This is a genomic window from Oceanobacter mangrovi (genome assembly GCF_019740315.1).
Taxonomy (GTDB): domain Bacteria; phylum Pseudomonadota; class Gammaproteobacteria; order Pseudomonadales; family Oceanobacteraceae; genus Oceanobacter; species Oceanobacter mangrovi.
Window position 1 is genome coordinate 121,827 of record NZ_JAHXZR010000004.1, and the last position, 26,186, is coordinate 148,012.

Genomic DNA, 26,186 nt, shown 5'->3' on the forward strand with positions numbered 1-26,186 from the left:
GTTGAATTTCTAGCTCATTGAAATATAAAGGTTTTTTTAAATAAGCCGCTTGGGCTTGATTCTTGAAACAGTGATTTCAGCACGATGTTTTCAACCCAAGACAGGACTAAGCCATGCTGCTCAATACCTACAAAGAGAACCAAAAGCTGTTTTACATTAACTTCCTGGAGTCCACTCCATCAGGTAGCTCACTGGCTTACCGTGGTGACCTGGTACTGATCCAGGGTGAAGTGGGTGATGACAAGGGCCACCTGATGCCACCTAAAGCGGTAGTGCGTGAATCCGTGATTCTGGCAGGCGACAAGATCGACATGCTGATCGGTGGTCTGGACAAGATGGAACTGCTGCCACTGCTGCTGGACGCCTACAAGGCCGATTTCGCCGCTGACATGAAGAGCATTCTGTTTGTGGTGAACCTGACCAAGCCGGTACAGGTAGCTATTGAGGGTATCAACCTGATCCTGATCCCACTGGTTCAGGGTGTGCCATGGAACGAAGCGATGGAAGAACTGGCACTCGAAAAGAGTGATTTCAAAGGTCAGACTCCAGCTGAAAAACTGGAAACCATGCTGGCTGAACTGGCTGGCTACAAGCCAAAGAAATACGCCGAAGTCAGCCTCGAAGAAGCGCTGGGCATGACCAACAACGCCGTCCGCGAAACTCACGGCGCGCTGTAAGTCCTGATCCTGTTGGTGGTTGTGCGACACTCCTCCTCTGGCAGCGCCCGCTGTCAGTGGTCGCCAATCACCGGCTGCTGTTCCCTTCTGAAAACTCCGTTCAGCCAAAGATTTGCTGGTACAAATCACTTTCATCGGCCGCTAACAGGCCTTCAATTGCCAACACCTGATGACGAATCGTTGCAGCTTGTTCGGCCAGTCGTGTCAGGGCAAACATGCCCAACAGCCAGTTCGCAGTCAGCCAATTCGTCAATAGTTGACGAGTGATCTGCGCCAGCGCCGCGATAATACGGCAGCTGGCTTGATATAAACCGGACCACTGGCCAGCTTTTGCGATGGCTCGTTTATGTTGGGCGACGCTGGCATTGCCATCAAGCAGCTGGCATTGATCAAAATCGCTGCTCTGGAAATACCAGACGACCCCTGCGGTACTTTGAGGGCCAGCCTGTTGTGGGCCGGTCAGCAGCCAATAATCAACCGAACGCTGGATAATACGCATGGTGGCAGCAACGTAGCGGAATGCCTCACGGGCCCTGTTGGCAATATAACGAGCGGCATTTTTCAGATGTTGCAGCAATTGTTTGCCGCTGTTGCCAAGGCTGCGCCAAAGCCAGCCAGTCGCCCGTTTAATGCCGTCCCAGATACGGCTGGCTGTCGCCTTGATTGTGTCGCCCAGAGTTTGTAGCAGGCTGGGGTGTTGTTGTAGCTGTTGCTGTAGTTGTTGCTGCAATGACTCAGCTAGCGGCGGCTTGCCGGCCCCCTGTTTGGATGCCTGTTCGGAGGCCTGCTGAAAGGCAATAAACAACGACTGGTCGATTTTGCTGGATTGCTGCTGAGTAGCAGCTCTGCTGATCTTGTTGTTACAACTGTCGGTGAGGTTACGAAATTGCTGAATGGCAGACTGCAGCCGTTGGCGGACATCCAGATTGACCTGATTGGCGGCAGATCGCAGCCGCTGTTTGCCGTGGCCAATGGGCTTGCTGGTACGACCCGCTGGCGCCTGCGGCTCGAAAGGGTGCTCGCCGGGTTGGATATCGAGGCCATTCAGCCAAAGTTCGATCACAGCGACAGCACTGATGGGCCGGGTGAAGTCGCCGGTCGGATTCTGGTGACTGAAAAACCGGTCATCTTGCTGGCTCAGACGACGGGTAATGTCATCCTGACCAAACAGGGGCTTGAGAAAAAAACGGATCAACCAGAGATGCAGGCTGGCGGAATCGTTCCAGTCGGGTTCAGGTATTGGTATTCCCAGCGCTTGCAGGAACTGGCGGCCCTGACGCAGCGCCAGAACGGTGTTGGGTAGTTGCCTGAGATCGTGATTCCCTTGCATGCCAGACGGCAGTTTGCCTGGCCGTTGTGGTAATAATCCCAACGCAAACAGCCGTAATCGCAGCGCCCGTGATAACGCGGCATTGATCCATCGACCATCTTGTCGCAATTGCAACAAGGCGGGATGCCAGCAGGCCGGGTCCTGATCTGCCTCAAAGCTGACCAGTTGCTCCAGCAAGCCCCAGGTAATATCACCGGCCCAGCCATCCTCGACAATCCCGGCATCACGCTGGAAGGCCTTGACGGCTTTTTGCAGCAAATTTGCTGAGGCTGTTTCACCAGTTTGCGGTTTAGCTGTGGGCTGGTTGAGGTAACCGAGCAAAAACAGCCGGGTCCACAGGGTTTGCTGGTAGGAGGCCGTGTAGGATTGGTTACGCAAGCTGGCGAGCTGAGGCTGAAAAACACCCAGTAAGTGTTGTTTGTCTGGTAACAGTTGTTGCTCGACGGCCAGATCCAGACCGCCAAACAAACTGCTTGGCAGATTACCGGGCGAACTGCCGGACGAAGTCGACGGTGCAGTGGTCATGGCGGCAGGCTCCGGTTTCAGATCAGAGCTTGATACCAAACAGATTCACCAGCATTTCGATGGTTTCCTGACGATTGCTGTGAGCGATTTGTACCAGATCGTTGTGGGCTGCCAGATCGTTTTCAGCGACTTCGTCATCCATATAGGTAACGATATCGCCATCGGCATCCATTTTGGTGTAGGCCAGTACCCTGGCGTTGACACTGGCTGCAGCTTTGACTGCGGCCATCACCTCGTCGAGCGTTTGTGGCTGGTTGTCGCCGGTTAGCTCAATCGTGCCCTTGAAGGTGGCGACTTCAACGCTGCTGAGGTCGGAAATGCTGTTTTTGAGGTTTTCGAGTGCGGTCTGGAAACTGGACATAAGATTCTCTATTGGTGGCTGGAACAGGGTTGGGGACAGCGCTGTTGAGTGGTTGTCGTAAATCAAACATGAATCAGTTCGTCGTCGTGGTAGCTCTGGCCATTGCCACTGAGAATCATCGCGGCTTCAGCATCCCGCCGTTTCAGCAAGCCAGCCAGGCCGCGGCCAGCCCAAATACTTTTCATGGCGATAATCTGGGCGGCGATGCGGTCACAGTCCTGTTGCTGTACCAGTTCGCGAATCAGCGACATTTCCTCACGATTGTTACCTTCGAGCGCCGTGCCGCGGTTGTAGACCAACGACAGCAGGGCCGTTTGAGTTGCGGGCGGCAGCTGTTCAACGCCAGGATAAGTGGTCAGTAACAGGCGGCCGTAATGGGGAATGGAGGTGCGGGTGAAGACATCGACGGCGGCTTGCCACGGAATCTGCAGATGTTTGAGTTTGTTACGTTGCTGGCTGGCCTGACGGCCGGTCAACTGACAGCAAGATGCCAGTTGATCAAGGCTGTCGCTGTTCAGCCTGGTGCCCCAGTCGCGGCGTAAATCCGCTTCGTGGCAATAACCGATGTCGTAACCAATACCAATGGTGATGCCGGATTGGCCACCGGGCCAGGTGGGGGATTGCAGATAATGTTGGTAATACTCCCGGCTGCTGACTTCAAAGCCAATGAGAGTGTCGATACCGCTTTTGGTCAGGGTCAGTCCCAGCGTACCGGTAGTGGCCGCAGGTTGCAGGCGGCTGTTGATACCCAGTGCCTGATCAATGGCATCAAGGGTGATATGACCGAGTACGCCATCGGCTTCACAGTCCAGCGTGCTTTGAATTCGCTTGAGTCTTTCCTTGATTGAGCTGGCCATACAATCAATCCCCGATTGTGGTGGTTGTGACAATGGTTTGGTTGTCAGCTCATATGTTTGACGGATTTTGATGACAGGTAAATGTCCGTCTGGGCCATCGCCGCTGGATCGGCAGGGTTGAGACAAAATGATCTATTGGAAAGCAGTGGCGGCTCTGGGTTGTTTTAAAGGATTGTCTGGTGGCTGAACGAAATGGGCAGAGCGGGGGAGTGCGACAGGGAAGTGGCTTCCCTGTCGTGGTATGGCGTAAAGCTTACACTGCTTCAGCCATGGCAATTTCCATCAGATCGGCCCAGTCGGCATCGATCACTTCGAGGTTTTTCTTGGCGCAGAAACGCTTTTCCTTGTCGGTGGCGTCTGGCAGCAACACCCAGCCTGCGGGTTCGCCGGCGGCGTAGATAATGTCGCTCAGTACCATGCGTTCAGTGTCGCGGGTCATGCGCATGCCCATAAACAGGTACTGTTTGCCCTGGCGGTAGTCCTTCAGGAACGAAGGAATCGCAAAACCGCCCATCAGCTCGGTGATGTAGTCAACATAGTCGGCATCTGAGGCAATGTAGTTGGCTTCCGGCAGTGGTGAGCCCATTGGCTTGAACAGTACCGGCAGGCTGGCATCAGCGCTGGCAGCAGTTACTTCCTTGTAGCCTTCCGGATAACCGCTGCCATCGTATTGGTAGATGCGGTAGCGATAGTCGGTGCCGGAAATACGGGCAACACCACAAATCAGCAGGTGTGGTTTGTCGGCCCACAACAGCTGCATCTGGGTATCACGGTTGATATCAACCATGTAGGGAATCTCACGTTCACCCAGCCATTGGTGCAAACGCGACGGACTCCATTGCTTGCCCAGATAGGTTTCGGTAAGGAAGCGTTCGATGAATTTACGGCCTTTCTTGTTCTCCAGATTCATCGCTGCGCGAGGGAATTCATACATCAGTCGCGGTGCCATTGGCTTGCCGTCGTTCATCGCCAGAATCAGGCTGTCACTGTCTGCAGGTATCGGATTTCCCGAGACTTTTTCGGTTACGCCGGTCAGGGCACCAGGTCCCAGATAGGGCACGATAGTGCCACTTTCAATACCTTGTACCAGTGTTGCCAGCAGCTCTGAAGGTGCAGTCATTGTTGATCTCCCTGTGCTATCTAAAGCAGTTGAATCATGAATTGTTGGTGTCACCACCAGCATCATTGCTACAGGTCAATTTCAATATACGTGCCGTTCCTGTATGGCCGCTTCATTCTGCCTTTCACCAGCCTGACGCTGCTTATAAGGGCCGTTGCCCTGTCTGCCTGCTACGCCAATGCGACCGCTGTGATATTTGCGACAAAGGCTGCGGAGCCAATAACCATATTGTTGTTGTGTGTATGACAAAGTGCAGGAATTGTCGTACAGAAAACCCGGGTTTAGCCCGGTCGATACCGGTCGTTAAAATTAAAATTCTTTAAAAAACAATAACTTAAAATTTTCATGCCGCTCTGGCACAAGGTTCGCAGTAGCTATCTCGTTGTTGGTAGGTGTGCAAGGAGAGCTGCACACCGCAACCGGAGCAAGCGGTTACCCGGCAATGCCTGCACTCGGAGGCAAAGGTCCCAGCCCTAACAATTAGGAGATACAGACTATGGCTATGCGTCAATGCGCCATTTACGGCAAAGGCGGTATCGGTAAGTCCACAACCACTCAGAACCTGGTAGCTGCTCTGGCAGAAGCCGGCAAAAAGGTAATGATCGTAGGTTGTGACCCAAAAGCAGACTCTACTCGTCTGATTCTGCACTCAAAAGCCCAGAACACCATCATGGAAATGGCTGCTGAAGCCGGTACCGTTGAGGATCTGGAACTGGAAGATGTACTGAAATCCGGTTACGGCGACGTTCGTTGTGTTGAATCTGGCGGTCCAGAGCCCGGTGTTGGTTGTGCTGGCCGTGGTGTAATCACTGCGATCAACTTCCTGGAAGAAGAAGGCGCATACGAAGACGATCTGGACTTCGTATTCTATGACGTACTGGGTGACGTTGTGTGTGGTGGTTTCGCCATGCCAATTCGTGAAAACAAGGCTCAGGAAATCTACATCGTTGTATCTGGTGAGATGATGGCTATGTACGCTGCCAACAACATCTCCAAAGGTATCGTGAAGTACGCAAACTCTGGCGGTGTGCGTCTGGCTGGCCTGATCTGTAACTCTCGTAACACTGACCGTGAAGACGAGCTGATCATCGCCCTGGCTGAGAAAATCGGCACCCAGATGATCCACTTCGTTCCACGTGACAACGTGGTACAGCGCGCCGAGATCCGTCGTATGACTGTGATCGAGTACGATCCATCCGCCAAGCAGGCTGATGAGTACCGTACCCTGGCTCAAAAAGTTATGGCTAACACCAACCTGGTGATTCCAAAGCCTGTAACTATGGATGAGCTGGAAGAGCTGCTGATGGAATTCGGCATCATGGAAGAAGAAGACGAATCAGTAGTTGGCAAGACCGCTGCTGAACTCGAAGGCTGATTTTAATCAGTCGGCGAGTTTGCCTCGCCACCGGATTTGTATCCTGGTGATGCGGATCCTGCTCGGGACGGGGTGGATTGACCCCGTCGGAATCCGGGGCCGTCCCCTCTGGCCCCGGTCTGCTACCCGTCAAAATTTGAAGGAGGCCCAAAATGGCCATGTCACGCGATGAAGTGGAATCGTTGATTCAGGAAGTGCTCGAGGTTTATCCGGAGAAAGCCCAGAAAAACCGTGAAAAGCACTTGACTCCAAACGATCCTGAATTGGAACAATCCAAGAAGTGCATCACTTCCAACAAAAAGTCCCTGCCAGGTGTTATGACCATTCGTGGTTGTGCCTACGCTGGTTCCAAGGGTGTGGTTTGGGGTCCTATCAAGGACATGATCCACATCTCTCACGGTCCGGTTGGTTGTGGCCAATACAGCCGCGCAGGTCGTCGTAACTACTACATCGGTACTACCGGTGTGAACACCTTCGTTACCATGAACTTTACTTCTGACTTCCAGGAGAAAGACATTGTATTCGGCGGTGACAAGAAGCTGGCTACCCTGATCGACGAAATCGAAACCCTGTTCCCGCTGAACAAGGGCATCTCCATTCAGTCCGAATGTCCAATCGGTCTGATCGGTGACGATATCGAAGCCGTTTCCAAGAAAAAATCTGCTGAGCACGGCAAGGTTGTAGTTCCGGTTCGTTGTGAAGGTTTCCGCGGCGTTTCCCAGTCTCTGGGTCACCACATTGCCAACGATGCTATCCGTGACTGGACTCTGGGCGCTCGTGACGACGACAACAGCTTCCCACAAACCGATTACGACGTAGCCATCATTGGTGACTACAACATCGGTGGTGACGCCTGGTCTTCCCGTATCCTGCTGGAAGAAATGGGTCTGCGTGTTGTTGCTCAATGGTCCGGTGACGGCACCATTGCTGAAATGGAACTGACTCCAAAGGTCAAGCTGAACCTGGTTCACTGCTACCGTTCCATGAACTACATCTCCCGTCACATGGAAGAGAAGTACAAGATTCCCTGGATGGAATACAACTTCTTCGGTCCAACCAAGACTGCTGAATCCCTGCGTGCAATCGCTGCCAAGTTTGACGAAAGCATCCAGGCCAAGTGTGAAGAAGTTATCGCCAAGTACCAGCCTGAATGGGAAGCCGTGGTTGCCAAGTACCGTCCACGTCTGGAAGGCAAGCGCGTAATGCTTTACATCGGCGGTCTGCGTCCACGTCACGTGATCGGCGCATACGAAGATCTGGGCATGGAAGTAGTTGGTACCGGTTATGAATTCGGTCACAACGATGACTACGACCGTACCCTGAAAGAAATGGGCGACGCTACCCTGCTGTACGATGACGTGACTGGCTACGAATTCGAAGAATTCGTTAAACGCGTCAAGCCTGACCTGATCGGTTCCGGCATCAAGGAAAAGTACATCTTCCAGAAAATGGGTGTGCCTTTCCGTCAGATGCACTCCTGGGATTATTCAGGCCCATACCATGGCTTCGATGGTTTCGCCATCTTCGCCCGCGATATGGACATGACCCTGAACAACCCATGCTGGGGACTCCTGCAGGCTCCATGGAAGAAGTCTACCGAAGCTGCTGATGAAGCAGTGGCGGCTTCTGCCTGATCCCGCACTGTTCCAGTAATGCAAGGACCTGGGTGCGCCTGATGGCGCACCCACAACCAAGCCAATTACCCGTCGGCCGCAGATGAGCGGGGCGGGAGGAGAGAGAACTATGAGCCAGTCAGTAGACAACATCATGCCAAGCTATCCTTTGTTTCGTGAAGACGAATACAAAGACATGCTGGCCAAGAAAAAGGCTGATTTCGAAGAAGCCCACACCCAGGAAAAAATCGACGAGACTTTCCTGTGGACCACTACTGAAGAGTACAAGGAGCTGAACTTCAAGCGTGAAGCTCTGACTGTTAACCCAGCCAAGGCCTGTCAGCCTCTGGGTGCCGTACTGTGCTCTCTGGGTTTCGAAAAAACCATGCCATACGTGCACGGTTCCCAGGGTTGTGTTGCTTACTTCCGTACCTACTTCAACCGTCACTTCAAGGAGCCGATCGCTTGTGTATCTGACTCCATGACTGAAGACGCTGCGGTATTCGGTGGTCAGCAAAACATGAAGGACGGTCTGGAAAACTGTAAGGCTATCTACAAGCCAGACATGATCGCGGTATCCACTACCTGTATGGCAGAGGTTATCGGTGACGACTTGAACGCCTTCATCAACAACTCCAAGAAAGAAGGTCATATTCCTCAGGAATATCCAACTCCTTTCGCCCACACGCCATCTTTCGTGGGTTCCCACGTAACTGGTTGGGACAACATGTTTGAGGGTATCGCGCGTTACTTCACCCTCAACTTCATGGAAGACAAGGTAGTTGGTTCCAACGGCAAGCTGAACCTGGTTCCTGGTTTTGAAACCTACCTGGGCAACTACCGTGTTATCAAGCGCATGATGAAGGAAATGGATGTTGACTTCACCCTGCTGTCTGACCCTGAAGAAATTCTGGATACCCCAGCTGACGGTACTTTCCGCATGTACGCTGGTGGTACTACCCAGGATGAAATCAAGGACGCGCCAAACGCCCTGAACACCATCCTGCTGCAACCAAACCAGCTGGTTAAGACCGAAAAATTCGCCAAGAACGTCTGGAAACACGAAGTTCCAAAGAACAAGATCCCAATGGGTCTGGCCTGGACCGACGAATTCCTGATGACTGTCAGCGAAATCACTGGCAAGCCAATTCCTGCCAGCCTGGAAAAAGAACGTGGTCGTCTGGTTGACATGATCACCGACTCCCACACCTGGCTGCACGGCAAGAAGTTTGCTCTGTGGGGCGACCCGGACTACGTGGAAGGTATGACCAAGTTCCTGCTGGAACTGGGTTGTGAGCCTACTCACATCCTTTCCAACAACGCCAACAAGCGTTGGAAGAAAATGATGGACGCCATGCTGGCCGAATACCCACAAGGTGCAGATTGTGAAGTTCACATTGGTAAAGACCTGTGGCACATGCGTTCCCTGGTATTCACCAACAAGCCTGACTTCATGATTGGTAACAGCTACGGCAAGTTCATCCAGCGTGACACCCTGTACAAAGGCAAAGAATTCGAAGTACCGCTGATCCGTATCGGCTTCCCGATCTTTGACCGTCACCACATGCATCGTCAAACCACTCTGGGTTACGAAGGTGCCATGCAGATCGTAACCACTCTGGTTAACTCTGTACTGGAACGCCTGGATGACGAGACTCGTGGCATGCAGACCACTGACTATAACTACGACCTGGTTCGCTAAGGCTTACCAAGGGGTTCAGCCAGTGATGGCGAAGGCCCTGACCGTGCTGGTAACGACACAGTTACCAGCACAGTCACAGTAGTTATTGAAACCGCGAGTCGCCACAAGCGCTCGTGGTTTTGTGGTTTCTGGAGGCTCTCCAGAGTTCATTGCCGGATCTGCAGGCAGTGAACTCTGGCCAGCCTGTGCCCGATTCAGGACGGCAACAACTTACTCACAGAAAAGAGGGATACCCCATGCCAAGCGTCATGCTGCGTGAAAACGACAAGGGCGAACTGACCCTGTATGTACCAAAGAAAGACCAGGAAGACGTTATCGCTTCCATCGAATTTGATACAGAGGATGCCTGGGGTGGTGAGCTGACCCTCGGCGATGGTTCCAGCTTTGTGATCGACAAGATGCCGGGCAAACCAGATCTGCCAATCACAGTACGAGCCAAACGCGGCGCCGAGGCCTGATATGAATCGGGTCCGCCCTCTCACTGACGATATGGCCCTGCGCATAGGCATGGCCCATCGATGCCTGCCGGGCGTGGAGCTGGATGAGTGGGTGGCTGTGGTGATTCGGGCGGTGGGGGTTCCCCTCAGCCCGGAGCGGGTCAAGCGCCTGCGACTCAAACGCTTGCGGCAGGCCGGTCGGCTGGTATTACGCAACCTGACCGATGATCAGCTGCGCAATGCCATGTCCAGTCTGCGTGGTCACGGGGTTGATCTGCGGGCAACCCTGCCGGCTGTAGAACCTTATCAGGACGGCGATATGCCAGGTTCGCTGCGGGCGGCCTGCGCTTCCAATCGTGGTGACCGCATTGATGCGCCGTTTGGCAATTGTGACCGTTTTTTGATCTATCAGGTGTCCGTACAGGAAATCCGCCTGATCGAGATCCGCGAAGTATCCGAACACTTGCGCGGCCATAGTCCACGCGAACGTTACGATGCCCGCACCGATATGCTGGCCGACTGCCAGCTGGTCTGCTCACTGACGCTGGGGGCTACCGCCGGTGCCAGCGTGGTCAGGGCCGGACTGCACCCGATCCGCACAGTGGCACCCAGACCAGCGCCGGAATTGTTGGCCGAGCTGCAGGAAGTCATGGCGGACAATCCGCCACCATGGATGGATAACCTCATGCGCGGTCAGACGCGCGAGCGAATCAAACAGGAGTCATGGGTATGATCAAATCAGACGATATTCTGGCCATGTGTGAGCTGGCCGATGAGATGGGCCTGAGTGAGCAGTTGATCAGCAAGCTGCGTGAAATCTATCCGGGCAAGGGCCTGACCTGGTGTTCGGAAGACGACATCAACCATGGCAAGCCCTACCTGGAACGCGACAAATACCTGGTGTACCTGGTCGATTCCAGAGATCACTGTTCAATTTTGACCAACGATGAAGAGATCGCCACCGGGGTGGTGTTTGCGGAATTGTATGAAGACTGAATTCCTGTGGCGGGAGGCCCAGCATGACTGATGATGTCGATCTCACTCCGGTAGGTAATTGCCGTACCTGTCGTTATCGCAGCAGCCTGCTGTTGTCCGGCCGCTGTGTCCCGGGCGATGTCTGCATTGCGGTGGACAGCGGTCGCCAGATGGACCGCTTCCTGAAGTTCAACCCGGAGCTGGCGGTGCAGTACCTTAACGACGGATTCTGGGAGCGTCGCGCCATTGCCGTGCGTTATTCGCCGCCGCAGGCGTTGGCCAGCATGATCCGTGATCCGGATGAAGCGGTGCGGCGGGCGGTTGCCTACCGGCTGCCACGGGAATCACTGGCATCGTTGATGAAGGACCCGGACCGGGAAGTGCGTATTACCGTCGCTGACCGCTTGCCGGTCGACCAGCTCGAACAGATGGCCGACGACCCTGACTATCTGGTACGCACCTATGTTGTTACCCGCTTGCCCGGTGGTCGGCTATTCCGCTTTATGCGTGACCGTGATCGTCAGGTGCGCAAACGGGTAGCCGAGCGGTTGCCGGAAGAAAGCCTGGTACTGATGGCTCACGACCCGGAACCGGAAGTCCGCCGCATTGTTGCCTCACGGCTCGAAGGCGACGACGTTATGGTGATGCTGAAAGACCCGGACTGGACCGTGCGTTTGTCAGCGGTGGAAAACGCTCCGCGTTCGGCCTTGCCTGGCTTGCTCAATGACGAAGACAGCGAAGTCCGTGAAGCGGCCGCGCGTTTGCTGGAAGATGCCGACAATGAGTGAGGCTGCCACTGACGCCGAACAGGGTGTGTTGGTAGCTATCTCCAGCAAGGACGGCATTGCCATTAACCAGCACTTTGGTCACGCCCGCGAATTTCGCATCTTCCGCTTGCTGGCCGACGGCTTCGAATACATCGACAAGCGCGAAGTGGCGCTTTATTGCGGTGGTCCGGGCAACGACAGTAAAGCGGCGATGGCGGATATTCTGACCACCATCAAGGATTGTGATCTGCTGCTGACGGCCAAGGCGGGTGATGGCCCGAAAGCCAAACTGGCCGCGATTGGCGTGACCGTGCTGGAAGACTTCGCCTACGAAGCCATCGACGATGGGATGCAGGCACTGTTGCAACGCTATCAGGCTGGCGAACTGGTCAGCGGATGCTGACCGTTCTGAATCAGTTGAAGTAAAACGTCGCAGTGACGGGGAAGGCAGGCAATATGACGACAGCAACCGCAATTCAGACCGATAGTGACGTGACTGCCCGGGTTCAACAGGTGCAGCACTGGCTGGAGCAGCAAACCCTCAGCCCGCCTGAGGTTGATTGTGCTACCGCCGTGATGCTGAAGATCCTCGATGGCAAATGCAAAATGGTCGAGGCGGAAAAGCCGATCATGGCCGAGCTTTATCAGCAGGTGCGTGAGTTGGCGGGGGTGCATCTGGGGGATGATATTCACCAGCGCATCGCTGCGGCCTTGCGGTTACAGCAGCTGGCCGAACTCGACGAGGCCATTCGTATGGAAATCTATGAAACCCGGGTACTGGCGGAAACCGCTATTTCCCGCCCGGTGATGAAAGGCTTCAAGGCGCGCTTGCGCAAAACCGGACTGTTGCCTCCCAAAACCTCTGCCGAGTAACACATCATGATCGTCAAAGACCTGTTTGCCGATGCGCCGCTGCCTGCGGACAAGGTTACCTCCATGGCGCTACAGCAATTGCTGCGGGAGCCCATCAACGTCAATGATGACTGGCAACGGGCTGAAAACCTGTTATTGCAGGTCGACCAGGCACTCGGCGGCCGTCTCGAAACCAAGGTGGCGCTCTACAAAATGTACGCCTACAGCAATCGTTTTGAACAGTCGTTCGAACTGATTCATCAGGTGTTGCAACAGGGTGGCGCAGCGATTGACTGGCCAGCCGACTGGCGTCAGCTGCCAGATCAGGCGGTTGATCGGGCGTTGATCAAAGGGCCATTGCGGCTGTATCTCTACAGCATGAAAGCACTCGGATTTGTGTCGCTGCGCAGTGGCCAGATCGAACAGGCGGTTGAAGTACTGAACAAGCTTGAGCTGCTGGACCCGGCCGATGAGGTGGGTGGCAGCGTGGTGCGTGGCATGGCGGAAAGCCTGCTTGAGGCGGAGCAGGACTAACAGCGCCAGGGAGTGCGGGCGTCCCACCCGCAGAAAGGCCATTATGCAGGCGGGACGCCTGCTCTCCTGATTCGGATACCTCGTATCCGGTATGGCAGGACCTGGTAATTGCTCAGTGTTGCTGCCTTAATCCCAGTTTTCTTCTTCCCAGGCTTCTTCAGCCATATCTTCAAAGCGTGATTCGCTGTTGTTGGCATTTTTGCCACGCATGATACGGGCCAGCCAGGGCTCGGCTTCGCCCTGTAATTGCGCCTGCAAGGCTTCAAGCAGCTCATCGACATCCGGGCCGCCACTCACCTTGATCGGGTTAATCCCCAGTGATACCAGCTGACGGGTAGCAGAGCCGCCAATCGAGCCACAATAGACCACGTCGGCACCGACCAGAAAGGCCATCTTCGGTTTCAGCTTGTCTTCGTTACCGTCTTTCTTCTCGTAGCCGAAGGATTTCTGGGCAATCAGCTCGGCCGAATCCGCCGTCACGGCGTATACAAAAAAAGCCTCTGCAGAACCAAAGTGCTGGTCCACCATATCGCCTTCCATCGAGGCGAACGCGACTTTGAGAGAAAGCGGTGACGCTTCCGCCTCGGCGATACAGGCAACATCATTCATAAACTGGCTCCCGGGAATTGATGATCAAACCGGGATGTTGCAAGTGGCGAACCAGATTGATTTCACTTTTGTCGCCTGTGGCGGCTTGCAGAAAATTATAAAAACCTTTTTTGTTTCAATAGCTTGTAAGAATTTAGCGGGTTTATTCCGGAGTCGTTGGCGAACAGCCGGAAAATTGTCGCAAGGCGCGGAGAGCAGATTGTCGGTTTTCTGTAATGTTTACGACAAATTATCTGGCTGGCCAGACCGGCTTTTTTAACCTTACGAATATCTGAAAGTAACCATATGATTTTTAAGGTTATTTGTGGCTGCTGCTAAATACAGGCAGGCGGCTGGTGCGTGCACGCTACTTGCAACCAGCAGTGCAGATATCCAGTAACGGGAAAACAAGAATGACTTCAACCACAGTGGTGGTGCCGCAACCCCTGACTGACGTAATTGCCCTGGGGCACGCTGATATTGATGGCGACCATGCTGAATTCAGCCGTTTGATCGAAGCCATCCGCAACGCGGACAATGCCGGTTTCAAGGAATTGTTCCTGGAATTGACCGAACATACGCTGGCCCATTTCGAACTCGAAAACCGGCTTATGGAAGCGGCCGGTTATCCTGCCCTGGGCGAGCATCGCGGCAATCATAACCGCGTTGCCGGTGAACTGACCCAGATGGCCGAGCGCGCCAGCAAGGGCCGGGTGATGTTCTGTCGCGCCTATGCGCTGGAGCAGTTACCGGAATGGTTCAACCTGCATATCCGTACCATGGATGCCGCCATGGTGAAATGGCTGGAGCAGCATTCATGAGCCAGCCTGCTGCCGACAGTTTGCATTACATCACCTTGCTGGAAGGCCGCTTGCAAGCGGCTGTGGAATTACGGCCGACACCGCTGGATGAACAATGGCTGTTACTGGTGAAACTGGTGTACGACGGTGATCCGGCCGGTACCGCCAGCTTTACCTTACATGGCCATACTCGCGAAGAAGCCGAGCACGTTGCTCGTCATATTGCCGACAATGATTATCTGATGAAGGAAATCGACGAATTTCTCTGGGGTGAAAGCGACTGACGAGTGTCAGTCGCCCGGTGGTGGCTGGTTTAGACCAACGCCGCTGATTTTACCTGCGCCCACACCTGTTTGCCGGGATGCAATTGCAGGTGGTCTACCGAACGGCGGGTCATCCGTGACAGCAGTGGGGTATCACCGGCTCGTACCCGCACCAGTGCCAGTCCTTCGTGTTTGTCGGTGTGGATGCTTTCCACCACCACCGGCCAGGCGTTGAGAATACTGGTGTCTTCATGACGGCTGTTAGAGAGACTGACATCGCGGGCCAGAATACGCGCCCGAATGGCGGCACCGAGCGGCTTGTCGTTATCCCGTAACCAAATATCGTGCTGCTCGGCAACACGGATGCAGGCCAGCTGCCATTGGCTGTCACGCTGTTCAATCACGCCTTCCAGTACCACCCCGGCTTCCTCACCCAGTTGCAGCGGAAAGTGCGGGTCAGCGAGGGTTTCTGCCAGCGTACCGTGGGCAACTGCCTGGCCCTGGTCCATCGCTACCAGATAGTCTGCCAGTCGCGCTACTTCCTGAATGGAGTGGGTGACGTACACCACTGGCAGGGCCAGCCCGGATTTCAGCCGTTCGAGATAGGGCAGAATCTCCTGCTTGCGTTGCTCGTCGAGCGATGCAAGCGGTTCATCCATTAACAGCAGTGATGGCTGGCTCAACAAGGCGCGGGCAATTGCCACCCGCTGACGCTCGCCGCCAGACAACTGCTGGGGATAACGTTTGAGGGTATGGCCGATGCCGAGCATCTCGATGATGTCGTCTTCAACCAGTAACGGCTTGCCGGAGTTTTGCAGCTGCCGCTGGTTCACCCGTTTAATGGCAAAGTCGAGGTTGCCGCGGGCGGTCAGGTGCTCGAATAAACTGGCTTCCTGAAACACGTAGGCCAGCGGCCGTTTATGGGTTGGCAGCCACTGGCGGCCTTGCTGCCAGATCTGCTCACCAAATTTCACTTCACCATCGGCTCGTTCAAGGCCAGCCAGACAACGCAGCAGGGTGGTTTTGCCCGAACCTGAGTGGCCAAACAGTACGCTGACACCCTGTGCTGGCAGGTTGAGTTTAACGTCGAGACAGAACTCGGCCCGTTGCAGTTGCAGCGCCAAAGACAGGCCGGGAGCGGATGGTGACGGTCTGCTCAGGCGCTGTTCCCGTGAGGCAGCAGCGACGCTGGACATTGGCATAATCAGGTCCATGAGCGACCTCCGGCAGGTTGGCGGATACCGTACAACAGCAGTAGGACCACAAATGAGAAACCGACCATCAAGGCCGACAGAATATGTGCCTGGGTGTAGTCGAGTGCTTCAACATGGTCGTAAATCTGCAGCGAAATCACCCGTGTCTCGTCCGGAATATTGCCGCCGATCATCAGTACCACGCCAAATTCGCCAACCGTATGAGCGAAGCCCAGTACCGCAGCGGTCAGAAAGCCGGACCGCGCCAGCGGCAGGGTGACCCGGAAAAAGGTGTCGAGCGGGCTGGCTCCCAGTGTGGCAGCGACTTCAGCCGGGCGGTTGCCCAGTGCTGCCAGGGCGTTCTGGATTGGCTGTACAACAAAAGGTAATGAATAGATCACCGAAGCCACCACCAGACCAGCAAAGGTAAACGGCAAGGTGCCGAGGCCAATCGACTCGGTGAATTTGCCAAGCGGGCCATGAGGGCCCATCGCAATCAGCAAATAAAAGCCCAACACGCTGGGCGGTAACACCAGTGGCAACGCCACGACGGCGTTGATAAAAGGGCGTGCACGACTGTTACTGCGTACCAGCCACAGCGCAATCGGCGTGGAGATCACCAGCAGGATCAGGGTCACCAGACTCGCCAGCTCCAGTGTCAGCCAGATAGCCGTAAAATCGGCTTCAGACAGTTCCATTCGCGAGGTCTCCCTTGAACAAATCAGCGGGCTGCTTTTAACAGCTTGAGACAATGGATATTAGCGGCCAGATCCAGTGCCGTGAAGCCATCGAGGGTTTCGGCCGAACTGTCAGCACCCGCTTCCAGCAGATATTGCACCCAGGGTGCCTTGCCAGAAGACGAGGCGTACATCAGTACTGAAGCGCCATTGTCGTTGAGATTGTCGATATCAATACCGGCCGCCAGTAATTGCTCGGCAACGTCCAGACTGTTGGCCACTACGGCAGCCCAGAGGGCATTGGTGCCATCCATATTTCGATGGTTGAGCGCGCAGGCCTGCGGTCCCAGCGCCAGTAATTCCAGCGTGATGGTGGCATCGCCGTTGCGGGCTGCACGGATCAGCGGGGTGTCCTGATACTGGCCGGTAGCGGCGGGCTGGTCGGGATTAAAACCCCATTCAATCATCCACTGGCGAGTGGCGTCTGACAGGGCGGTTGCTGCAGTTGCGGTATCCATAAAGCCTCCTGACTGGCAAAAGTTTTGCTCTGCATAGAGTGTTCCCGGCTGAAAATGGCTCGGGCGACACCAGCCAGAATCCATCAGGATTACCTTGGGTTTTGTCTAACTGTTTGTTTTATATGAAAAAATATAGGGCCCACAATTGTTGGATATACGACAAGGCAAAAATGCCGGGTTGTGGGTTGAAACCACCTCGCCAGACAATACCGTGCTTTTGTCGTGATCATGACAAGCCCGGCTGACGGCAGGCCCAGATGGATTTACCAGGAGAAATACCCGATGAGCAGACTGGAAAAAGGCGACGCCGTATTTGCCACTACCACCATCGTCAACGATGGTTCTGTACCCGGTTATCCGGAGCAACATGTGTTTGCCGAAGCGGGCAGCATGGGCATGCTGGTCAACACTGGCCACCTTGAAGAAGACCCGAACCAGGAAGTCTTGCTGGTGGCTTTTACAGACGCCGCCGGTAACCCGGCTCTGGTGACCTGCCTGCCTGATGAGGTCAGCGGCGAGCCAGTGGCAACCCACTAGTAGCCCACTACTGATAGCAGCTCACGACAGAACGAATCCATCACTGAAAGGATGCGTCATGACTTTTGTGCAGGACTACCACACGCTCAGCAAACACCGTTCAGACGGCTATGCGAAAGGGCCGGAAACCCTCGACTGGGACAGTCAGCCAGACCCGTTCCGCAGTTATGACGGTGCAGATCTGCGGCTGATGCCGTTACACAAGCAGCCTGGTGCGTTGCGTTGGCAGGACCTGTGGCAGGCCAACAAACCGGGGCAGCGCTCGCTCACCAGCCTGGCGGATCTGAGTGAACTGTTGCAGTGGTCACTGGCGTTGTCGGCCTGGAAACAATTCGGCAATGCCCGCTGGTCGCTGCGAGTGAATCCTTCCAGTGGCAACTTGCATCCCACTGAAAGCTGGCTGTTGCTGGCCAATATCGACGGTCTGGCCGACGGCATTTATCACTATCGGCCAGATTGCCATGGACTCGAATGGCGCTGTGGTTTCCGTACCCCGATGACCAGCAATGAGCCGCAGATTTTGATGGCCTTCAGTTCGGTGTTGTGGCGCGAAGGCTGGAAATACGGCGAGCGGGCCTGGCGTTATTGTCAGCACGATGTTGGTCATGCACTGGCAGCTGTGAATCTGGCGCTGGCAGCCATGGGCGCTGATCGTTCCGCCCTGCAACCGGTAGCGATTGCTGACGCGGAACTGGCCAGCCTGCTGGGACTTGATAGGCTGGAGGAGTTTCCCAGGGTTCATGAATACGAACATCCCGATTGTCTGGTCGCGCTGACAGTCGCCGATGTGGACGAATTTATCCAGCGAGCGGCGGCGGGCCAATGGCAGGGCAAGGCCAATGTGCTGGACCCCAAACCCATGTATCAGTGGCCTGTGCTGCAGCAAATGGCGGCCGCAGCGGAAGTTACAACGGCGGATTTACCCGCCTGGCTGGCAACCGTCGAGCCGGCGGTATGGCCCGCAGCCATGCCTGCCAGTGGTGCTTTGGCTGATGAGCCAGCCTCCAGCTTGCTGTTACAACGGCGTTCGGCCCAGCAATTCGACCCGCAGGGAATGATGCAGCAAACGGATTTTTTCACCTTGCTGGATCACCTGCTGTTACGGCCACAGCTGCCACCCTGGCAGTTGCTGCCGCTGCAACAGGGCGTTGAACTGGTGTTGTTTGTTCATCAGGTGGAGGGCCTGCCGTCCGGCCTCTATCTGCTGACTCGCGATCCTGCCAACCAGGCTGGTTTGCAGGCTTCGATGCGCGACCAGTTTGAATGGCAGAAGGTGGAATCCGCACCGGATCACCTGCCACTGTATCGTTTGCTGGCTGCTGGTACCCGCCGCACTGCAGCGCGCCTCAACTGTCAGCAAACGATTGGAGGCGACAGCTGTTTTACCGTTTCCATGTTGGCCAATTGTACGAATATCGACAAACAGCCCTGGCGTTATCGTCAACTGTATTGGCAGGCTGGCGCAATTGGCCAGCAGCTCTACCTGGAAGCGGAAGCCGCTGGCTTGCGAGGCACCGGCATCGGCTGCTTCTTTGACGACCCGGCACTTGAGTTACTGGGTTTGCCAGCTGATGGCGGCTGGCAGGTGTTGTATGGCTTCACTGTTGGTCTGCCGCTGATCGACCACCGCATTACCAGCTGGCGGCCCTACCAGAATCGTTGAGGGAATCGGGAGCAGGTTGGGCCGCGCAAGCTCGGATGTTGGAGGTAGGTTGGGCCGCGCCCAACATTTGCTGGGCATGGCCCAGCCTACAATAATATTTCCGTCTCCCTCCTGCTTTTTTGCAATTGTCATATCCCCTCCAAATCCCGCCGCTTGTCGGGTCTGCTACAAGTCTTTTTTCAATAAAATATAAATAAATCAATGGTTTGGGTGCTGGTATCGGTTTTGCCTTGGTTCTGTAACAAGACCGCAAATCAAGCCAAGGGGAAGCACATGAAGGCCAAAGACATTGCCGAGTTGATGGACGAGCCAGCCTGCAGCCACAACAAAAAGGAGAAATCCGGTTGTGCCAAGCCGACCCCGGGCGCTACTGACGGTGGCTGTGCCTTTGACGGTGCCCAGATTGCGCTGTTGCCAATCGCTGATGTCGCCCACGTTGTGCATGGTCCGATTGCCTGTGCCGGCAGCTCCTGGGATAACCGCGGTACCCGTTCCAGCGGCCCAACCCTTTACCGTATCGGTATGACCACTGACCTGACCGAACAGGACGTGATCATGGGCCGTGGTGAAAAACGACTGTTTCACTCCATCAAGCAAACCATCGAAACCCACAATCCGGCCGCCGTATTTGTTTACAACACCTGCGTGCCTGCGCTGATCGGCGATGACGTCGATGCGGTATGCAAGGCTGCTGAAGAGCGTTGGGGTGTACCCATAGTGCCGGTGGACGCGGCTGGTTTCTACGGCACCAAAAACCTGGGCAATCGCATTGCGGGTGAAGCCATGGTCAAGTACGTGATTGGCAGTCGTGAGCCAGAGCCACTGAAGCCTGAGTTGCTCAATCAGGGCAAAAAGATTCACGACGTTAACCTGATTGGCGAATACAACATTGCCGGTGAATTCTGGAACGTACTGCCACTGCTGGACGAGCTCGGTATCCGGGTGTTGTGCACCCTCTCCGGTGACGCCCGTTTCCACGAAGTGCAAACCATGCACCGCGCTGAAGTGAACATGATGGTGTGTTCGAAGGCGATGCTGAACGTTGCCCGCAAGCTGCAGGAGCGTTATGGCACACCGTGGTTTGAAGGCAGTTTCTACGGCATTACCGATACTTCCCAGGCACTGCGTGACTTTGCCCGGCTGATCAATGATGCGGATCTGACCGAACGCACTGAAGCCCTGATCACCCGTGAAGAAGCCCGCGTGCGAGTGCAGCTGGAGCCATGGCGCGAACGTCTGAATGGCAAGCGGGTGCTGCTGTATACCGGTGGTGTGAAGTCCTGGTCAGTGGTGTCTGCACTGCAGGATCTCGGCATGAAAGTGGTTGCCACCGGCACCAAGAAGTCCACCGAGGAAGATAAGGCACGGATTCGCGAAATCATGGGCGACGACGTCAAGATGCTGGATGGCGGCAGCCCCAAAGTGCTGCTGCAAACCGTTGCCGATTATCAGGCCGATATCCTGATTGCCGGTGGCCGCAACATGTACACCGCCCTGAAAGCCCGTATTCCTTTCCTCGATATCAACCAGGAACGTGAATTCGGCTACGCCGGTTATGTCGGCATGCTGGAGCTGGTGAAGCAGCTGGCATTGACACTGGAAAGCCCGGTCTGGCCAGCAGTACGCAAGTCCGCCCCATGGGAAACCGCGACGTCAGCCAAAGCGGTAGCTCTGACCGCGGTGGTTAACACCGACGAGGCCAGCGCCAATACTGACGAAGCTGATGACGTACGGGAGGCAGTATGAGCCAACAGGTCAAACGTCGCGCCAAGGCGCTGTCTGTCAGCCCGCTGAAAACCAGCCAGACCATAGGGGCCACCCTGGCATTTCTGGGGGTTAAACACGCGGTTCCGCTGATGCACGGATCGCAGGGCTGTACCGCGTTCGCCAAGGTGTTTTTTGTTCGTCACTTCCGTGAGCCTGTGCCGCTGCAAACCACGGCGATGGATCAGATTTCCTCCGTGATGGGTGCTGACGACAACATTGTCGAAGCACTCAAGATCATGTGTGAAAAGACCAGCCCAAAACTGATCGGGGTGGCCACCACGGGCCTGGCAGAAACCCAGGGCGCTGATATCAAGCAGGCGTTACATCGTTTCCGCAGCCAGTTCCCGCAGTACGACACCACCAAAGTGGTGATGGTTAACACCCCGGATTTTGCCGGCAGCTTTGAAAGTGGTTTCGCACTGGCAGTCAAAGGTTTGCTCGACACCATGGTGCCAACCGAACAGGCCCGCCCGGGCAGCCGCAAGCGCCAGGTTACCGTGCTCTGTGGTGCCAACCTGACCCCGGGTGATCTTGAATACCTGCACGACAGCATCAGCGCCTTTGGTTTACGGCCGCTGTTGGTGCCGGATCTGTCCGGCTCCCTCGATGGCCATCTGGATGATGGCAGTTTCAGCCCGGTGACCACTGGCGGTGTCAGCCTGGATGAACTGGCTGCTGCCGGTGACAGCTGCGCGGTGCTGGCTGTTGGTGAAAGTTTGCATGAAACCGCCAGCCATTTTGCCGAACGGGTCGGGTTGCCAGTCCATTGTTTTGGTCACCTGATTGGCCTGGATAGCGTCGACGAGTGGTTGATGACGCTGTCGCAACTGAGCGGTGAAAGTGTGCCTGAACGCTACCAGCGCCATCGCCGTCAGCTCCAGGACGCCATGCTCGACAGCCATTTCATGATTGGTTTTACCCGTGTGGCGGTTGCCGGTGACGGCGATCTGATTGCTGGTTTCAGCCGTTTGCTGCTGGGCATGGGCGCCGACGTCGTGACGGCTGTAGCGCCGGCCAACAATGCTGCGCTGAAGTCACTGGCGCACATCAATCCGATCATCGGCGACTTTGAAGAAGTCGAAAAAAGTGCCCTGGAAGGTAAGGCCCAGATACTGATCAGTAACAGTCATGGGGTCGAGAGCGCTCATCGTCTGGGTGTACCGATTCTGCGTGCCGGTTTCCCCCAATACGACATTCTGGGCGGTTTCCAGCGCTGCTGGTTTGGTTATCAGGGTACTTCCCAGGCCTTGTTTGATCTGGCCAATCTGAAATTGAGTGAGCACGAGGATGTGCAGCCGTACCACTCGATTTATTCCCAGAAACAGGATCAACCGGCACACGGTGCAGTGGCTGGCGCAGCGAGCCACTGAACACTGGCTGCAGGAGTTACTTATGACAATCACCCGCCAGCTCAAGGTGGTTGATGACCGGCCGGAACCAATTATCCGGGTGGCGTTTGCCAGCTCAGACCGTGTGGTGGTCGACCAGCACTTTGGCTCGGCGACGGCATTTGTATTTTACGGCCTTGATTTCGAGAAGGCCTGGTTGTTGCGGATTGCTGAATTCGAGCAGCCGGATATGGACAGCAACGAAGACAAGCTGGCCGACAAGATCGCCATGCTCGATGACTGCATTGCGGTCTACTGCCGCGCCTGTGGGGCTTCAGCAGTACGTCAGCTGATCAGCCACGGTGTGCAGCCGGTAAAAGTGTCTAACGATAGTGAGATTGCCGATCTGCTCGACAGCCTGTTGCAGGAGCTGCGCAGTGGCCCGGCGGGCTGGCTGGCGAAGGCCATGCGCAGCCGCACCTTGCCGATAGTGTCGCGTTTTGACGACATGGAAGCGGAAGGCTGGAGTGAATAATTCACCACGAACCCAGGTTCGTACAAGCAATTAAAAGAGAGCACAACATGACTGAAGAAACTCTTGTGGAAGCGCCAGTGAAGTCTTCCGAAATCGTATCTCAGATTGTGGTTCAGCTGCGTGCGATGGACAGCTACGGCACCTACGACACCTGGACCGACGAGAAAGTACTGTCGCCGATGATCCTGACCAAGGCTCAGCGTCGCGAAATCCCGGTGGTGGGTGATCCGGATGAAACCATCGTTTCCCGCATCAAGGCTTACTACAACGCTGTATCCACGCTGATTGAAAAAGAGTGTGGCCTGATGGCGGTGCCTATGATCAACCTGACTCACGAAGGTTTTGGCCGCGCCATTATCTGTGTTGGCAAGCTGATCGTGGTCGACAAAACCCTCCGTGACGTACACCGCTTCGGTTTTGACTCACTGGAAAAACTGGAAGAAGAAGTAACCAAGATGACTGACAAGGCGGTTGGCCTGGTTACCAGCTATCGCGAAGTTGCAACTCTGTAAGTCTTGCAGCCGGTCCCTTGCGGGACCGCGCCACCCAGCCAGCAACAGGAGCAAATCATGACCCCGGAAGAGCTGAAAACACTGAAGAAAAATGCCAGTGCCAAAAAGCGTATGGCCACCGAAGTGGCTTCGATGATCCACGATGTGGTGGAAGACACCTACTGGACTGATTACAACAAGTTGCCGGAAATGGCCCAGCAGGCAATTGAAGCCTGTGAAGCCTGGAAGGCGGCGCAAGCAGAATACGATCAGGCAGCCGCTGAAGAGACTGCCTGATTCATAACAGCACAGGCCCGGGCAAGGCACTGAGCAGCGCAGTGACCGGACGGGGAATCACCCGTCTGGCATTTATAAGGGGCAACAGACCCCGGCGCGACCGGTGTCGAACAGCAGTTCGACACCACCCCAACACCGTGAATGAACAGCGGCCAGCAGTACTGGCCTAATGAAGGAGAGATCGGCCATGGCTGACAGCATCACCGGCCGTACCCGTGGTGGTACGGAATGGACCCCTGAATTTGTAACTGCAATCAACCCAATGACCTGCATTGGTTGTGGCCGTTGTTACAAGGTTTGCCCGCGCGACGTATTCGATCTGGTTGATCGTGCCGACGTTATTGACGCGGAAGACGACGATGATTTTTACGATGACGACGACGAAATGAAGGTCATGACCATTGCCAACGCAGACGACTGCATTGGTTGTGTGTCTTGTGCCCGCGTTTGTCCGAAAAACTGTCACACCCATGAAGCCATGCCAGTAGCGGGGTAATCACCATGCCTAAACCAGAGATCCACGTATTCGCCTGTAGCCAGCAGCGTCCTGCCGGTCACCCACGTTCAAGCTGCGGTGAGAAAGGTGCTGGCGCCATGATGCAGGCGCTGTCTGAAAAACTGATTCAGAAAGGCCTGTTCAACAAGGTATCGCTGGTACCAACCGGTTGCCTGGGCCCTTGTCGCGCCGGTTCCAACCTGCTGGTGTATCCAGGTGGTACCCTCTACATGCAGGTCGGCGTGGAGGATCTGGACCAGATCATCGACCAGCACCTGATTGGTGGTGAGCCGGTAGTGGAAAAAATGGCACCGGATGAGGTGTGGATGTGAGCGCCGTGATTGAGCTCAGCAAGACCTTTCAGCGTCGCGCTGAGCGGGTACGCGACCAGCTCATTCAACCGGTGCAGGACATCGGCCTGGCACTCAAGGGCATTGATATGCCCTTTGCCGAAACGGAAGAACGGCGCGATCCGTACGACGGTAGCATTACCACCTACGGCTTCTGGCGGGATGCCAATGGTCAGCTGCTCGGGACGGTGCAAATCGACCAGAGCGGCCGGGTGTTTGCGGAATACGATGTGATTGCCAACCATCCGAACAAGGCTGGCTGGTTTATCGCCTCCGTCAGTGTTTGGGGTGGTGATGACAAACTGCAATCCGAACTGCAACTGATTCGTTTGCCTGAATGAGATTCGCATGACTGAGGTAACCCATGGCTGACCATCAAACTCTCTATCGGCTGATTCAGCAACGTGCTGAAGCCGTTGCAGACGGCTACTGTTTGCAGCAGGTGATGCAGGGTTTGAGTTGGAGCTATGTGGCCCTCAATCCAGTGGATCAACTATCGAGTGGGCCCGGTTTGGGTCTGTCGATGGCGCCCGCTCAGGTTGGATTGTGTTTCAGTGCCAGTCAGGCACCGCGCAATCTGCCCTGGCCGGGTAAACTCAGCGGCCGCAAGGCGGTTGAAATCCTGCCCTGGTTACAGGGCTGGAACCCCTGCGAAACGGTTATTAGTCTGGCAACCGCCAATGCCTTGTTGCAAATCGACAGCCCGGCACTGGCCGCCAGCAGCCCGATTACTGCCCATATCGAGCGTGCGATTCCAGGCAATCTGGCGGTCTTCGCCCATTTTGCGCCACAGTTGCAAGACGCCAATGTGGTGGTGATTGGTCGCTACCCCGGCATGAAGGTGTTTGCTGACCAGTTCAGCTATCACTGCATTGAACAGAATCCCAATGATGGTGAGCTGCCAGCCGCAGCGGCAGCAGAGTATTTGCCGGCTGCCGACTGGGTGTTTCTGACTGCCAGTTCTTTGGCCAACAAAACCTTGCCAACGCTGTTGTCGTATTGTCGTAATGCCAACACGGTGTTGTTGGGTCCCAGCCTGCCGTGGTTGCAGGAGTGGGCGGACTTTGGGGTGGATTACCTGGCCGGTGTGGTGGTGGAGGATTTCCCACAACTGCAAACCATTGTTGCGGAAGGTGGTGGCACCGGTATTTTTGAGCAGGCTGTCAGCTATCGGGTGGTTAAATTCAGCTAGATTTCAAAGCCGCTTATTTCAGGTCTTCCCGGCTCCGGCTTCCGACACTAACCAATCAATTTGTTGTAGGCTGGGCCTTGCCCGGCAAATGTTGGGCGCGGCCCAACCTACTTCCGATCTCCATGTAGTGGTTCAATAATCCCAACCCCTCGACTGAATTATCCCGCCTGCTGATCTGTCCCCAGCCCATTTGCCAACGTTTTTGAGCGCTGCCTGGTTTACTTCCGGACCCTTGTCCGATTGCTGTCACTGATACGACATTAGCCTTCGTTGCGGCCCCGGATGGTTTGTCGCAACTGCGACAAATTGACTCCAATCAGTCTCTTTCCTGACACCCCGACAGTGTGGCCAAAGGCTGTCAAGTAA

At 55.4% G+C, this 26,186-nt stretch carries 32 protein-coding genes; 24 read left to right on the forward strand and 8 right to left on the reverse strand.

All coding sequences use genetic code 11. The features are described from left to right. The first annotated feature begins 113 nt into the window (after positions 1 to 113). On the forward strand, positions 114 to 677 hold the full coding sequence (locus K6123_RS10020; RefSeq protein WP_221797262.1) for a hypothetical protein: 564 nt from the start codon (positions 114 to 116) through the stop codon (positions 675 to 677). Positions 678 to 777: 100 nt separating this feature from the next. On the opposite strand, the gene K6123_RS10025 is transcribed toward K6123_RS10020, so the two are convergent. The 4 genes from K6123_RS10025 to K6123_RS10040 form a co-directional block, all read right to left on the reverse strand. Next, complete coding sequence (locus tag K6123_RS10025) at positions 778 to 2,532, reverse strand: peptidoglycan-binding domain-containing protein (protein WP_221797264.1); 1,755 nt, start codon at positions 2,530 to 2,532, stop codon at positions 778 to 780. Positions 2,533 to 2,554: 22 nt separating this feature from the next. Next, positions 2,555 to 2,893, reverse strand: a complete 339-nt coding sequence (locus tag K6123_RS10030; protein WP_221797266.1) for a hypothetical protein — start codon at positions 2,891 to 2,893, stop codon at positions 2,555 to 2,557. A gap of 62 nt (positions 2,894 to 2,955) precedes the next feature. Beyond that, positions 2,956 to 3,750: a lysozyme family protein gene (locus K6123_RS10035; RefSeq protein ID WP_221797268.1), complete on the reverse strand. Its 795-nt coding sequence runs from the start codon at positions 3,748 to 3,750 to the stop codon at positions 2,956 to 2,958. Between the two features lie 253 nt (positions 3,751 to 4,003). After that, positions 4,004 to 4,870 carry an SIR2 family protein gene (locus K6123_RS10040; protein ID WP_221797270.1) on the reverse strand — a complete coding sequence of 289 codons (867 nt, stop codon included), beginning with the start codon at positions 4,868 to 4,870 and terminating at the stop codon, positions 4,004 to 4,006. 496 nt (positions 4,871 to 5,366) lie between these two features. Here K6123_RS10040 and nifH point away from each other — a divergent pair, with 496 nt between their 5' ends. The 10 genes from nifH (at position 5,367) to K6123_RS10090 (ending at position 13,125) form a co-directional block, all read left to right on the forward strand. Next, entirely contained in the window at positions 5,367 to 6,245 is an 879-nt protein-coding gene (gene nifH / locus K6123_RS10045; RefSeq protein WP_221797272.1) for a nitrogenase iron protein, read from the forward strand. 152 nt (positions 6,246 to 6,397) lie between these two features. Further along, positions 6,398 to 7,879 carry a nitrogenase molybdenum-iron protein alpha chain gene (gene nifD / locus K6123_RS10050; protein WP_221797274.1) on the forward strand — a complete coding sequence of 494 codons (1,482 nt, stop codon included), beginning with the start codon at positions 6,398 to 6,400 and terminating at the stop codon, positions 7,877 to 7,879. A gap of 109 nt (positions 7,880 to 7,988) precedes the next feature. Continuing rightward, complete coding sequence (nifK, locus tag K6123_RS10055) at positions 7,989 to 9,560, forward strand: nitrogenase molybdenum-iron protein subunit beta (RefSeq protein WP_221797276.1); 1,572 nt, start codon at positions 7,989 to 7,991, stop codon at positions 9,558 to 9,560. A 236-nt stretch (positions 9,561 to 9,796) separates the two neighbouring features. Further along, entirely contained in the window at positions 9,797 to 10,018 is a 222-nt protein-coding gene (gene nifT, locus K6123_RS10060) for a putative nitrogen fixation protein NifT (protein WP_221797278.1), read from the forward strand. 1 nt (position 10,019) lies between these two features. Beyond that, complete coding sequence (locus K6123_RS10065) at positions 10,020 to 10,730, forward strand: NifB/NifX family molybdenum-iron cluster-binding protein (protein ID WP_221797280.1); 711 nt, start codon at positions 10,020 to 10,022, stop codon at positions 10,728 to 10,730. Beyond that, positions 10,727 to 10,993 carry a hypothetical protein gene (locus tag K6123_RS10070; protein ID WP_221797282.1) on the forward strand — a complete coding sequence of 89 codons (267 nt, stop codon included), beginning with the start codon at positions 10,727 to 10,729 and terminating at the stop codon, positions 10,991 to 10,993. The genes K6123_RS10065 and K6123_RS10070 overlap by 4 nt, the downstream gene beginning before the upstream one ends. Before the next feature lie 23 nt (positions 10,994 to 11,016). Continuing rightward, entirely contained in the window at positions 11,017 to 11,760 is a 744-nt protein-coding gene (locus tag K6123_RS10075; RefSeq protein WP_221797285.1) for a 4Fe4S-binding leucine-rich repeat protein, read from the forward strand. Beyond that, positions 11,753 to 12,142 (forward strand): NifB/NifX family molybdenum-iron cluster-binding protein, encoded by a 390-nt coding sequence (locus K6123_RS10080; protein ID WP_221797287.1) that lies wholly within the window; start codon positions 11,753 to 11,755, stop codon positions 12,140 to 12,142. The genes K6123_RS10075 and K6123_RS10080 overlap by 8 nt, the downstream gene beginning before the upstream one ends. A 53-nt stretch (positions 12,143 to 12,195) precedes the next feature. Beyond that, positions 12,196 to 12,612 (forward strand): hypothetical protein, encoded by a 417-nt coding sequence (locus K6123_RS10085; protein WP_221797289.1) that lies wholly within the window; start codon positions 12,196 to 12,198, stop codon positions 12,610 to 12,612. A 6-nt stretch (positions 12,613 to 12,618) separates the two neighbouring features. Next, the gene (locus K6123_RS10090) at positions 12,619 to 13,125 is read left to right on the forward strand and encodes a hypothetical protein (RefSeq protein WP_221797290.1); all 507 of its coding nucleotides are present in this window, start codon (positions 12,619 to 12,621) and stop codon (positions 13,123 to 13,125) included. 126 nt (positions 13,126 to 13,251) lie between these two features. Here K6123_RS10090 and K6123_RS10095 read toward each other — a convergent pair whose 3' ends face one another. After that, positions 13,252 to 13,734, reverse strand: a complete 483-nt coding sequence (locus tag K6123_RS10095; RefSeq protein ID WP_221797292.1) for a NifB/NifX family molybdenum-iron cluster-binding protein — start codon at positions 13,732 to 13,734, stop codon at positions 13,252 to 13,254. 392 nt (positions 13,735 to 14,126) lie between these two features. On the opposite strand from K6123_RS10095, the gene K6123_RS10100 reads away from it, so the two are divergent. Continuing rightward, positions 14,127 to 14,534, forward strand: a complete 408-nt coding sequence (locus K6123_RS10100; RefSeq protein WP_221797294.1) for a bacteriohemerythrin — start codon at positions 14,127 to 14,129, stop codon at positions 14,532 to 14,534. Then, a complete protein-coding gene (locus tag K6123_RS10105; RefSeq protein ID WP_221797295.1) occupies positions 14,531 to 14,797 on the forward strand; it encodes a hypothetical protein in 267 nt (88 codons plus the stop codon). The genes K6123_RS10100 and K6123_RS10105 overlap by 4 nt, the downstream gene beginning before the upstream one ends. 29 nt (positions 14,798 to 14,826) lie before the next feature. Here the strand turns inward: K6123_RS10105 and modC are convergent, their stop codons facing one another. The 3 genes from modC to K6123_RS10120 are packed head-to-tail and all read right to left on the reverse strand — an operon-like array spanning position 14,827 to position 17,164. Continuing rightward, complete coding sequence (modC, locus tag K6123_RS10110) at positions 14,827 to 15,990, reverse strand: molybdenum ABC transporter ATP-binding protein (protein WP_246624726.1); 1,164 nt, start codon at positions 15,988 to 15,990, stop codon at positions 14,827 to 14,829. Then, positions 15,981 to 16,667: a molybdate ABC transporter permease subunit gene (gene modB, locus K6123_RS10115; RefSeq protein WP_221797298.1), complete on the reverse strand. Its 687-nt coding sequence runs from the start codon at positions 16,665 to 16,667 to the stop codon at positions 15,981 to 15,983. The genes modC and modB overlap by 10 nt, the downstream gene beginning before the upstream one ends. A gap of 23 nt (positions 16,668 to 16,690) precedes the next feature. Then, positions 16,691 to 17,164, reverse strand: a complete 474-nt coding sequence (locus tag K6123_RS10120; RefSeq protein ID WP_221797300.1) for an ankyrin repeat domain-containing protein — start codon at positions 17,162 to 17,164, stop codon at positions 16,691 to 16,693. A 282-nt stretch (positions 17,165 to 17,446) separates the two neighbouring features. Here K6123_RS10120 and K6123_RS10125 point away from each other — a divergent pair, with 282 nt between their 5' ends. From K6123_RS10125 to K6123_RS10175, 11 genes are all read left to right on the forward strand, one after another. Beyond that, on the forward strand, positions 17,447 to 17,701 hold the full coding sequence (locus K6123_RS10125) for a nitrogen fixation protein NifZ (RefSeq protein WP_221797302.1): 255 nt from the start codon (positions 17,447 to 17,449) through the stop codon (positions 17,699 to 17,701). Between the two features lie 58 nt (positions 17,702 to 17,759). Beyond that, the gene (locus K6123_RS10130; RefSeq protein ID WP_221797304.1) at positions 17,760 to 19,364 is read left to right on the forward strand and encodes a SagB/ThcOx family dehydrogenase; all 1,605 of its coding nucleotides are present in this window, start codon (positions 17,760 to 17,762) and stop codon (positions 19,362 to 19,364) included. 273 nt (positions 19,365 to 19,637) lie between these two features. Then, positions 19,638 to 21,110 (forward strand): nitrogenase iron-molybdenum cofactor biosynthesis protein NifE, encoded by a 1,473-nt coding sequence (nifE, locus tag K6123_RS10135; RefSeq protein ID WP_221797306.1) that lies wholly within the window; start codon positions 19,638 to 19,640, stop codon positions 21,108 to 21,110. Continuing rightward, positions 21,107 to 22,501 (forward strand): nitrogenase iron-molybdenum cofactor biosynthesis protein NifN, encoded by a 1,395-nt coding sequence (nifN, locus tag K6123_RS10140; protein ID WP_221797308.1) that lies wholly within the window; start codon positions 21,107 to 21,109, stop codon positions 22,499 to 22,501. Before nifE ends, nifN begins: the two co-directional genes overlap by 4 nt. Positions 22,502 to 22,523: 22 nt before the next feature. Beyond that, positions 22,524 to 22,994: a NifB/NifX family molybdenum-iron cluster-binding protein gene (locus tag K6123_RS10145; RefSeq protein ID WP_221797310.1), complete on the forward strand. Its 471-nt coding sequence runs from the start codon at positions 22,524 to 22,526 to the stop codon at positions 22,992 to 22,994. Positions 22,995 to 23,041: 47 nt separating this feature from the next. Beyond that, positions 23,042 to 23,506: a NifX-associated nitrogen fixation protein gene (locus K6123_RS10150; RefSeq protein WP_221797313.1), complete on the forward strand. Its 465-nt coding sequence runs from the start codon at positions 23,042 to 23,044 to the stop codon at positions 23,504 to 23,506. Between the two features lie 57 nt (positions 23,507 to 23,563). Further along, entirely contained in the window at positions 23,564 to 23,782 is a 219-nt protein-coding gene (locus tag K6123_RS10155) for a CCE_0567 family metalloprotein (protein ID WP_221797314.1), read from the forward strand. Between the two features lie 187 nt (positions 23,783 to 23,969). Then, the gene (gene fdxB, locus K6123_RS10160; RefSeq protein ID WP_221797317.1) at positions 23,970 to 24,278 is read left to right on the forward strand and encodes a ferredoxin III, nif-specific; all 309 of its coding nucleotides are present in this window, start codon (positions 23,970 to 23,972) and stop codon (positions 24,276 to 24,278) included. Between the two features lie 5 nt (positions 24,279 to 24,283). Beyond that, positions 24,284 to 24,610, forward strand: a complete 327-nt coding sequence (locus tag K6123_RS10165; protein ID WP_221797319.1) for a (2Fe-2S) ferredoxin domain-containing protein — start codon at positions 24,284 to 24,286, stop codon at positions 24,608 to 24,610. Further along, positions 24,607 to 24,969 (forward strand): hypothetical protein, encoded by a 363-nt coding sequence (locus tag K6123_RS10170; RefSeq protein WP_221797321.1) that lies wholly within the window; start codon positions 24,607 to 24,609, stop codon positions 24,967 to 24,969. Before K6123_RS10165 ends, K6123_RS10170 begins: the two co-directional genes overlap by 4 nt. Before the next feature lie 23 nt (positions 24,970 to 24,992). After that, entirely contained in the window at positions 24,993 to 25,820 is an 828-nt protein-coding gene (locus K6123_RS10175; RefSeq protein WP_221797323.1) for a Rossmann-like domain-containing protein, read from the forward strand. Positions 25,821 to 26,186 lie beyond the last annotated feature (366 nt).

Coding starts and splice junctions, on each gene's coding strand:
- K6123_RS10075 (WP_221797285.1), top strand. CDS start 11,017: ATGACTGATGATGTCGATCTCACTCCGGTAGGTAATTGCCGTACCTGT.
- K6123_RS10030 (WP_221797266.1), bottom strand. CDS start 2,893: ATGTCCAGTTTCCAGACCGCACTCGAAAACCTCAAAAACAGCATTTCC.
- K6123_RS10090 (WP_221797290.1), top strand. CDS start 12,619: ATGATCGTCAAAGACCTGTTTGCCGATGCGCCGCTGCCTGCGGACAAG.
- K6123_RS10155 (WP_221797314.1), top strand. CDS start 23,564: ATGACCCCGGAAGAGCTGAAAACACTGAAGAAAAATGCCAGTGCCAAA.
- K6123_RS10085 (WP_221797289.1), top strand. CDS start 12,196: ATGACGACAGCAACCGCAATTCAGACCGATAGTGACGTGACTGCCCGG.
- K6123_RS10100 (WP_221797294.1), top strand. CDS start 14,127: ATGACTTCAACCACAGTGGTGGTGCCGCAACCCCTGACTGACGTAATT.
- nifN (WP_221797308.1), top strand. CDS start 21,107: ATGAGCCAACAGGTCAAACGTCGCGCCAAGGCGCTGTCTGTCAGCCCG.
- nifD (WP_221797274.1), top strand. CDS start 6,398: ATGGCCATGTCACGCGATGAAGTGGAATCGTTGATTCAGGAAGTGCTC.
- K6123_RS10070 (WP_221797282.1), top strand. CDS start 10,727: ATGATCAAATCAGACGATATTCTGGCCATGTGTGAGCTGGCCGATGAG.
- nifT (WP_221797278.1), top strand. CDS start 9,797: ATGCCAAGCGTCATGCTGCGTGAAAACGACAAGGGCGAACTGACCCTG.
- K6123_RS10025 (WP_221797264.1), bottom strand. CDS start 2,532: ATGACCACTGCACCGTCGACTTCGTCCGGCAGTTCGCCCGGTAATCTG.
- K6123_RS10145 (WP_221797310.1), top strand. CDS start 22,524: ATGACAATCACCCGCCAGCTCAAGGTGGTTGATGACCGGCCGGAACCA.
- K6123_RS10165 (WP_221797319.1), top strand. CDS start 24,284: ATGCCTAAACCAGAGATCCACGTATTCGCCTGTAGCCAGCAGCGTCCT.
- modB (WP_221797298.1), bottom strand. CDS start 16,667: ATGGAACTGTCTGAAGCCGATTTTACGGCTATCTGGCTGACACTGGAG.
- K6123_RS10175 (WP_221797323.1), top strand. CDS start 24,993: ATGGCTGACCATCAAACTCTCTATCGGCTGATTCAGCAACGTGCTGAA.
- K6123_RS10040 (WP_221797270.1), bottom strand. CDS start 4,870: ATGACTGCACCTTCAGAGCTGCTGGCAACACTGGTACAAGGTATTGAA.
- K6123_RS10130 (WP_221797304.1), top strand. CDS start 17,760: ATGACTTTTGTGCAGGACTACCACACGCTCAGCAAACACCGTTCAGAC.
- K6123_RS10065 (WP_221797280.1), top strand. CDS start 10,020: ATGAATCGGGTCCGCCCTCTCACTGACGATATGGCCCTGCGCATAGGC.
- nifE (WP_221797306.1), top strand. CDS start 19,638: ATGAAGGCCAAAGACATTGCCGAGTTGATGGACGAGCCAGCCTGCAGC.
- K6123_RS10120 (WP_221797300.1), bottom strand. CDS start 17,164: ATGGATACCGCAACTGCAGCAACCGCCCTGTCAGACGCCACTCGCCAG.
- K6123_RS10080 (WP_221797287.1), top strand. CDS start 11,753: ATGAGTGAGGCTGCCACTGACGCCGAACAGGGTGTGTTGGTAGCTATC.
- K6123_RS10020 (WP_221797262.1), top strand. CDS start 114: ATGCTGCTCAATACCTACAAAGAGAACCAAAAGCTGTTTTACATTAAC.
- fdxB (WP_221797317.1), top strand. CDS start 23,970: ATGGCTGACAGCATCACCGGCCGTACCCGTGGTGGTACGGAATGGACC.
- nifK (WP_221797276.1), top strand. CDS start 7,989: ATGAGCCAGTCAGTAGACAACATCATGCCAAGCTATCCTTTGTTTCGT.
- K6123_RS10125 (WP_221797302.1), top strand. CDS start 17,447: ATGAGCAGACTGGAAAAAGGCGACGCCGTATTTGCCACTACCACCATC.
- K6123_RS10095 (WP_221797292.1), bottom strand. CDS start 13,734: ATGAATGATGTTGCCTGTATCGCCGAGGCGGAAGCGTCACCGCTTTCT.
- K6123_RS10150 (WP_221797313.1), top strand. CDS start 23,042: ATGACTGAAGAAACTCTTGTGGAAGCGCCAGTGAAGTCTTCCGAAATC.
- K6123_RS10105 (WP_221797295.1), top strand. CDS start 14,531: ATGAGCCAGCCTGCTGCCGACAGTTTGCATTACATCACCTTGCTGGAA.
- nifH (WP_221797272.1), top strand. CDS start 5,367: ATGGCTATGCGTCAATGCGCCATTTACGGCAAAGGCGGTATCGGTAAG.
- K6123_RS10035 (WP_221797268.1), bottom strand. CDS start 3,750: ATGGCCAGCTCAATCAAGGAAAGACTCAAGCGAATTCAAAGCACGCTG.
- modC (WP_246624726.1), bottom strand. CDS start 15,990: ATGGACCTGATTATGCCAATGTCCAGCGTCGCTGCTGCCTCACGGGAA.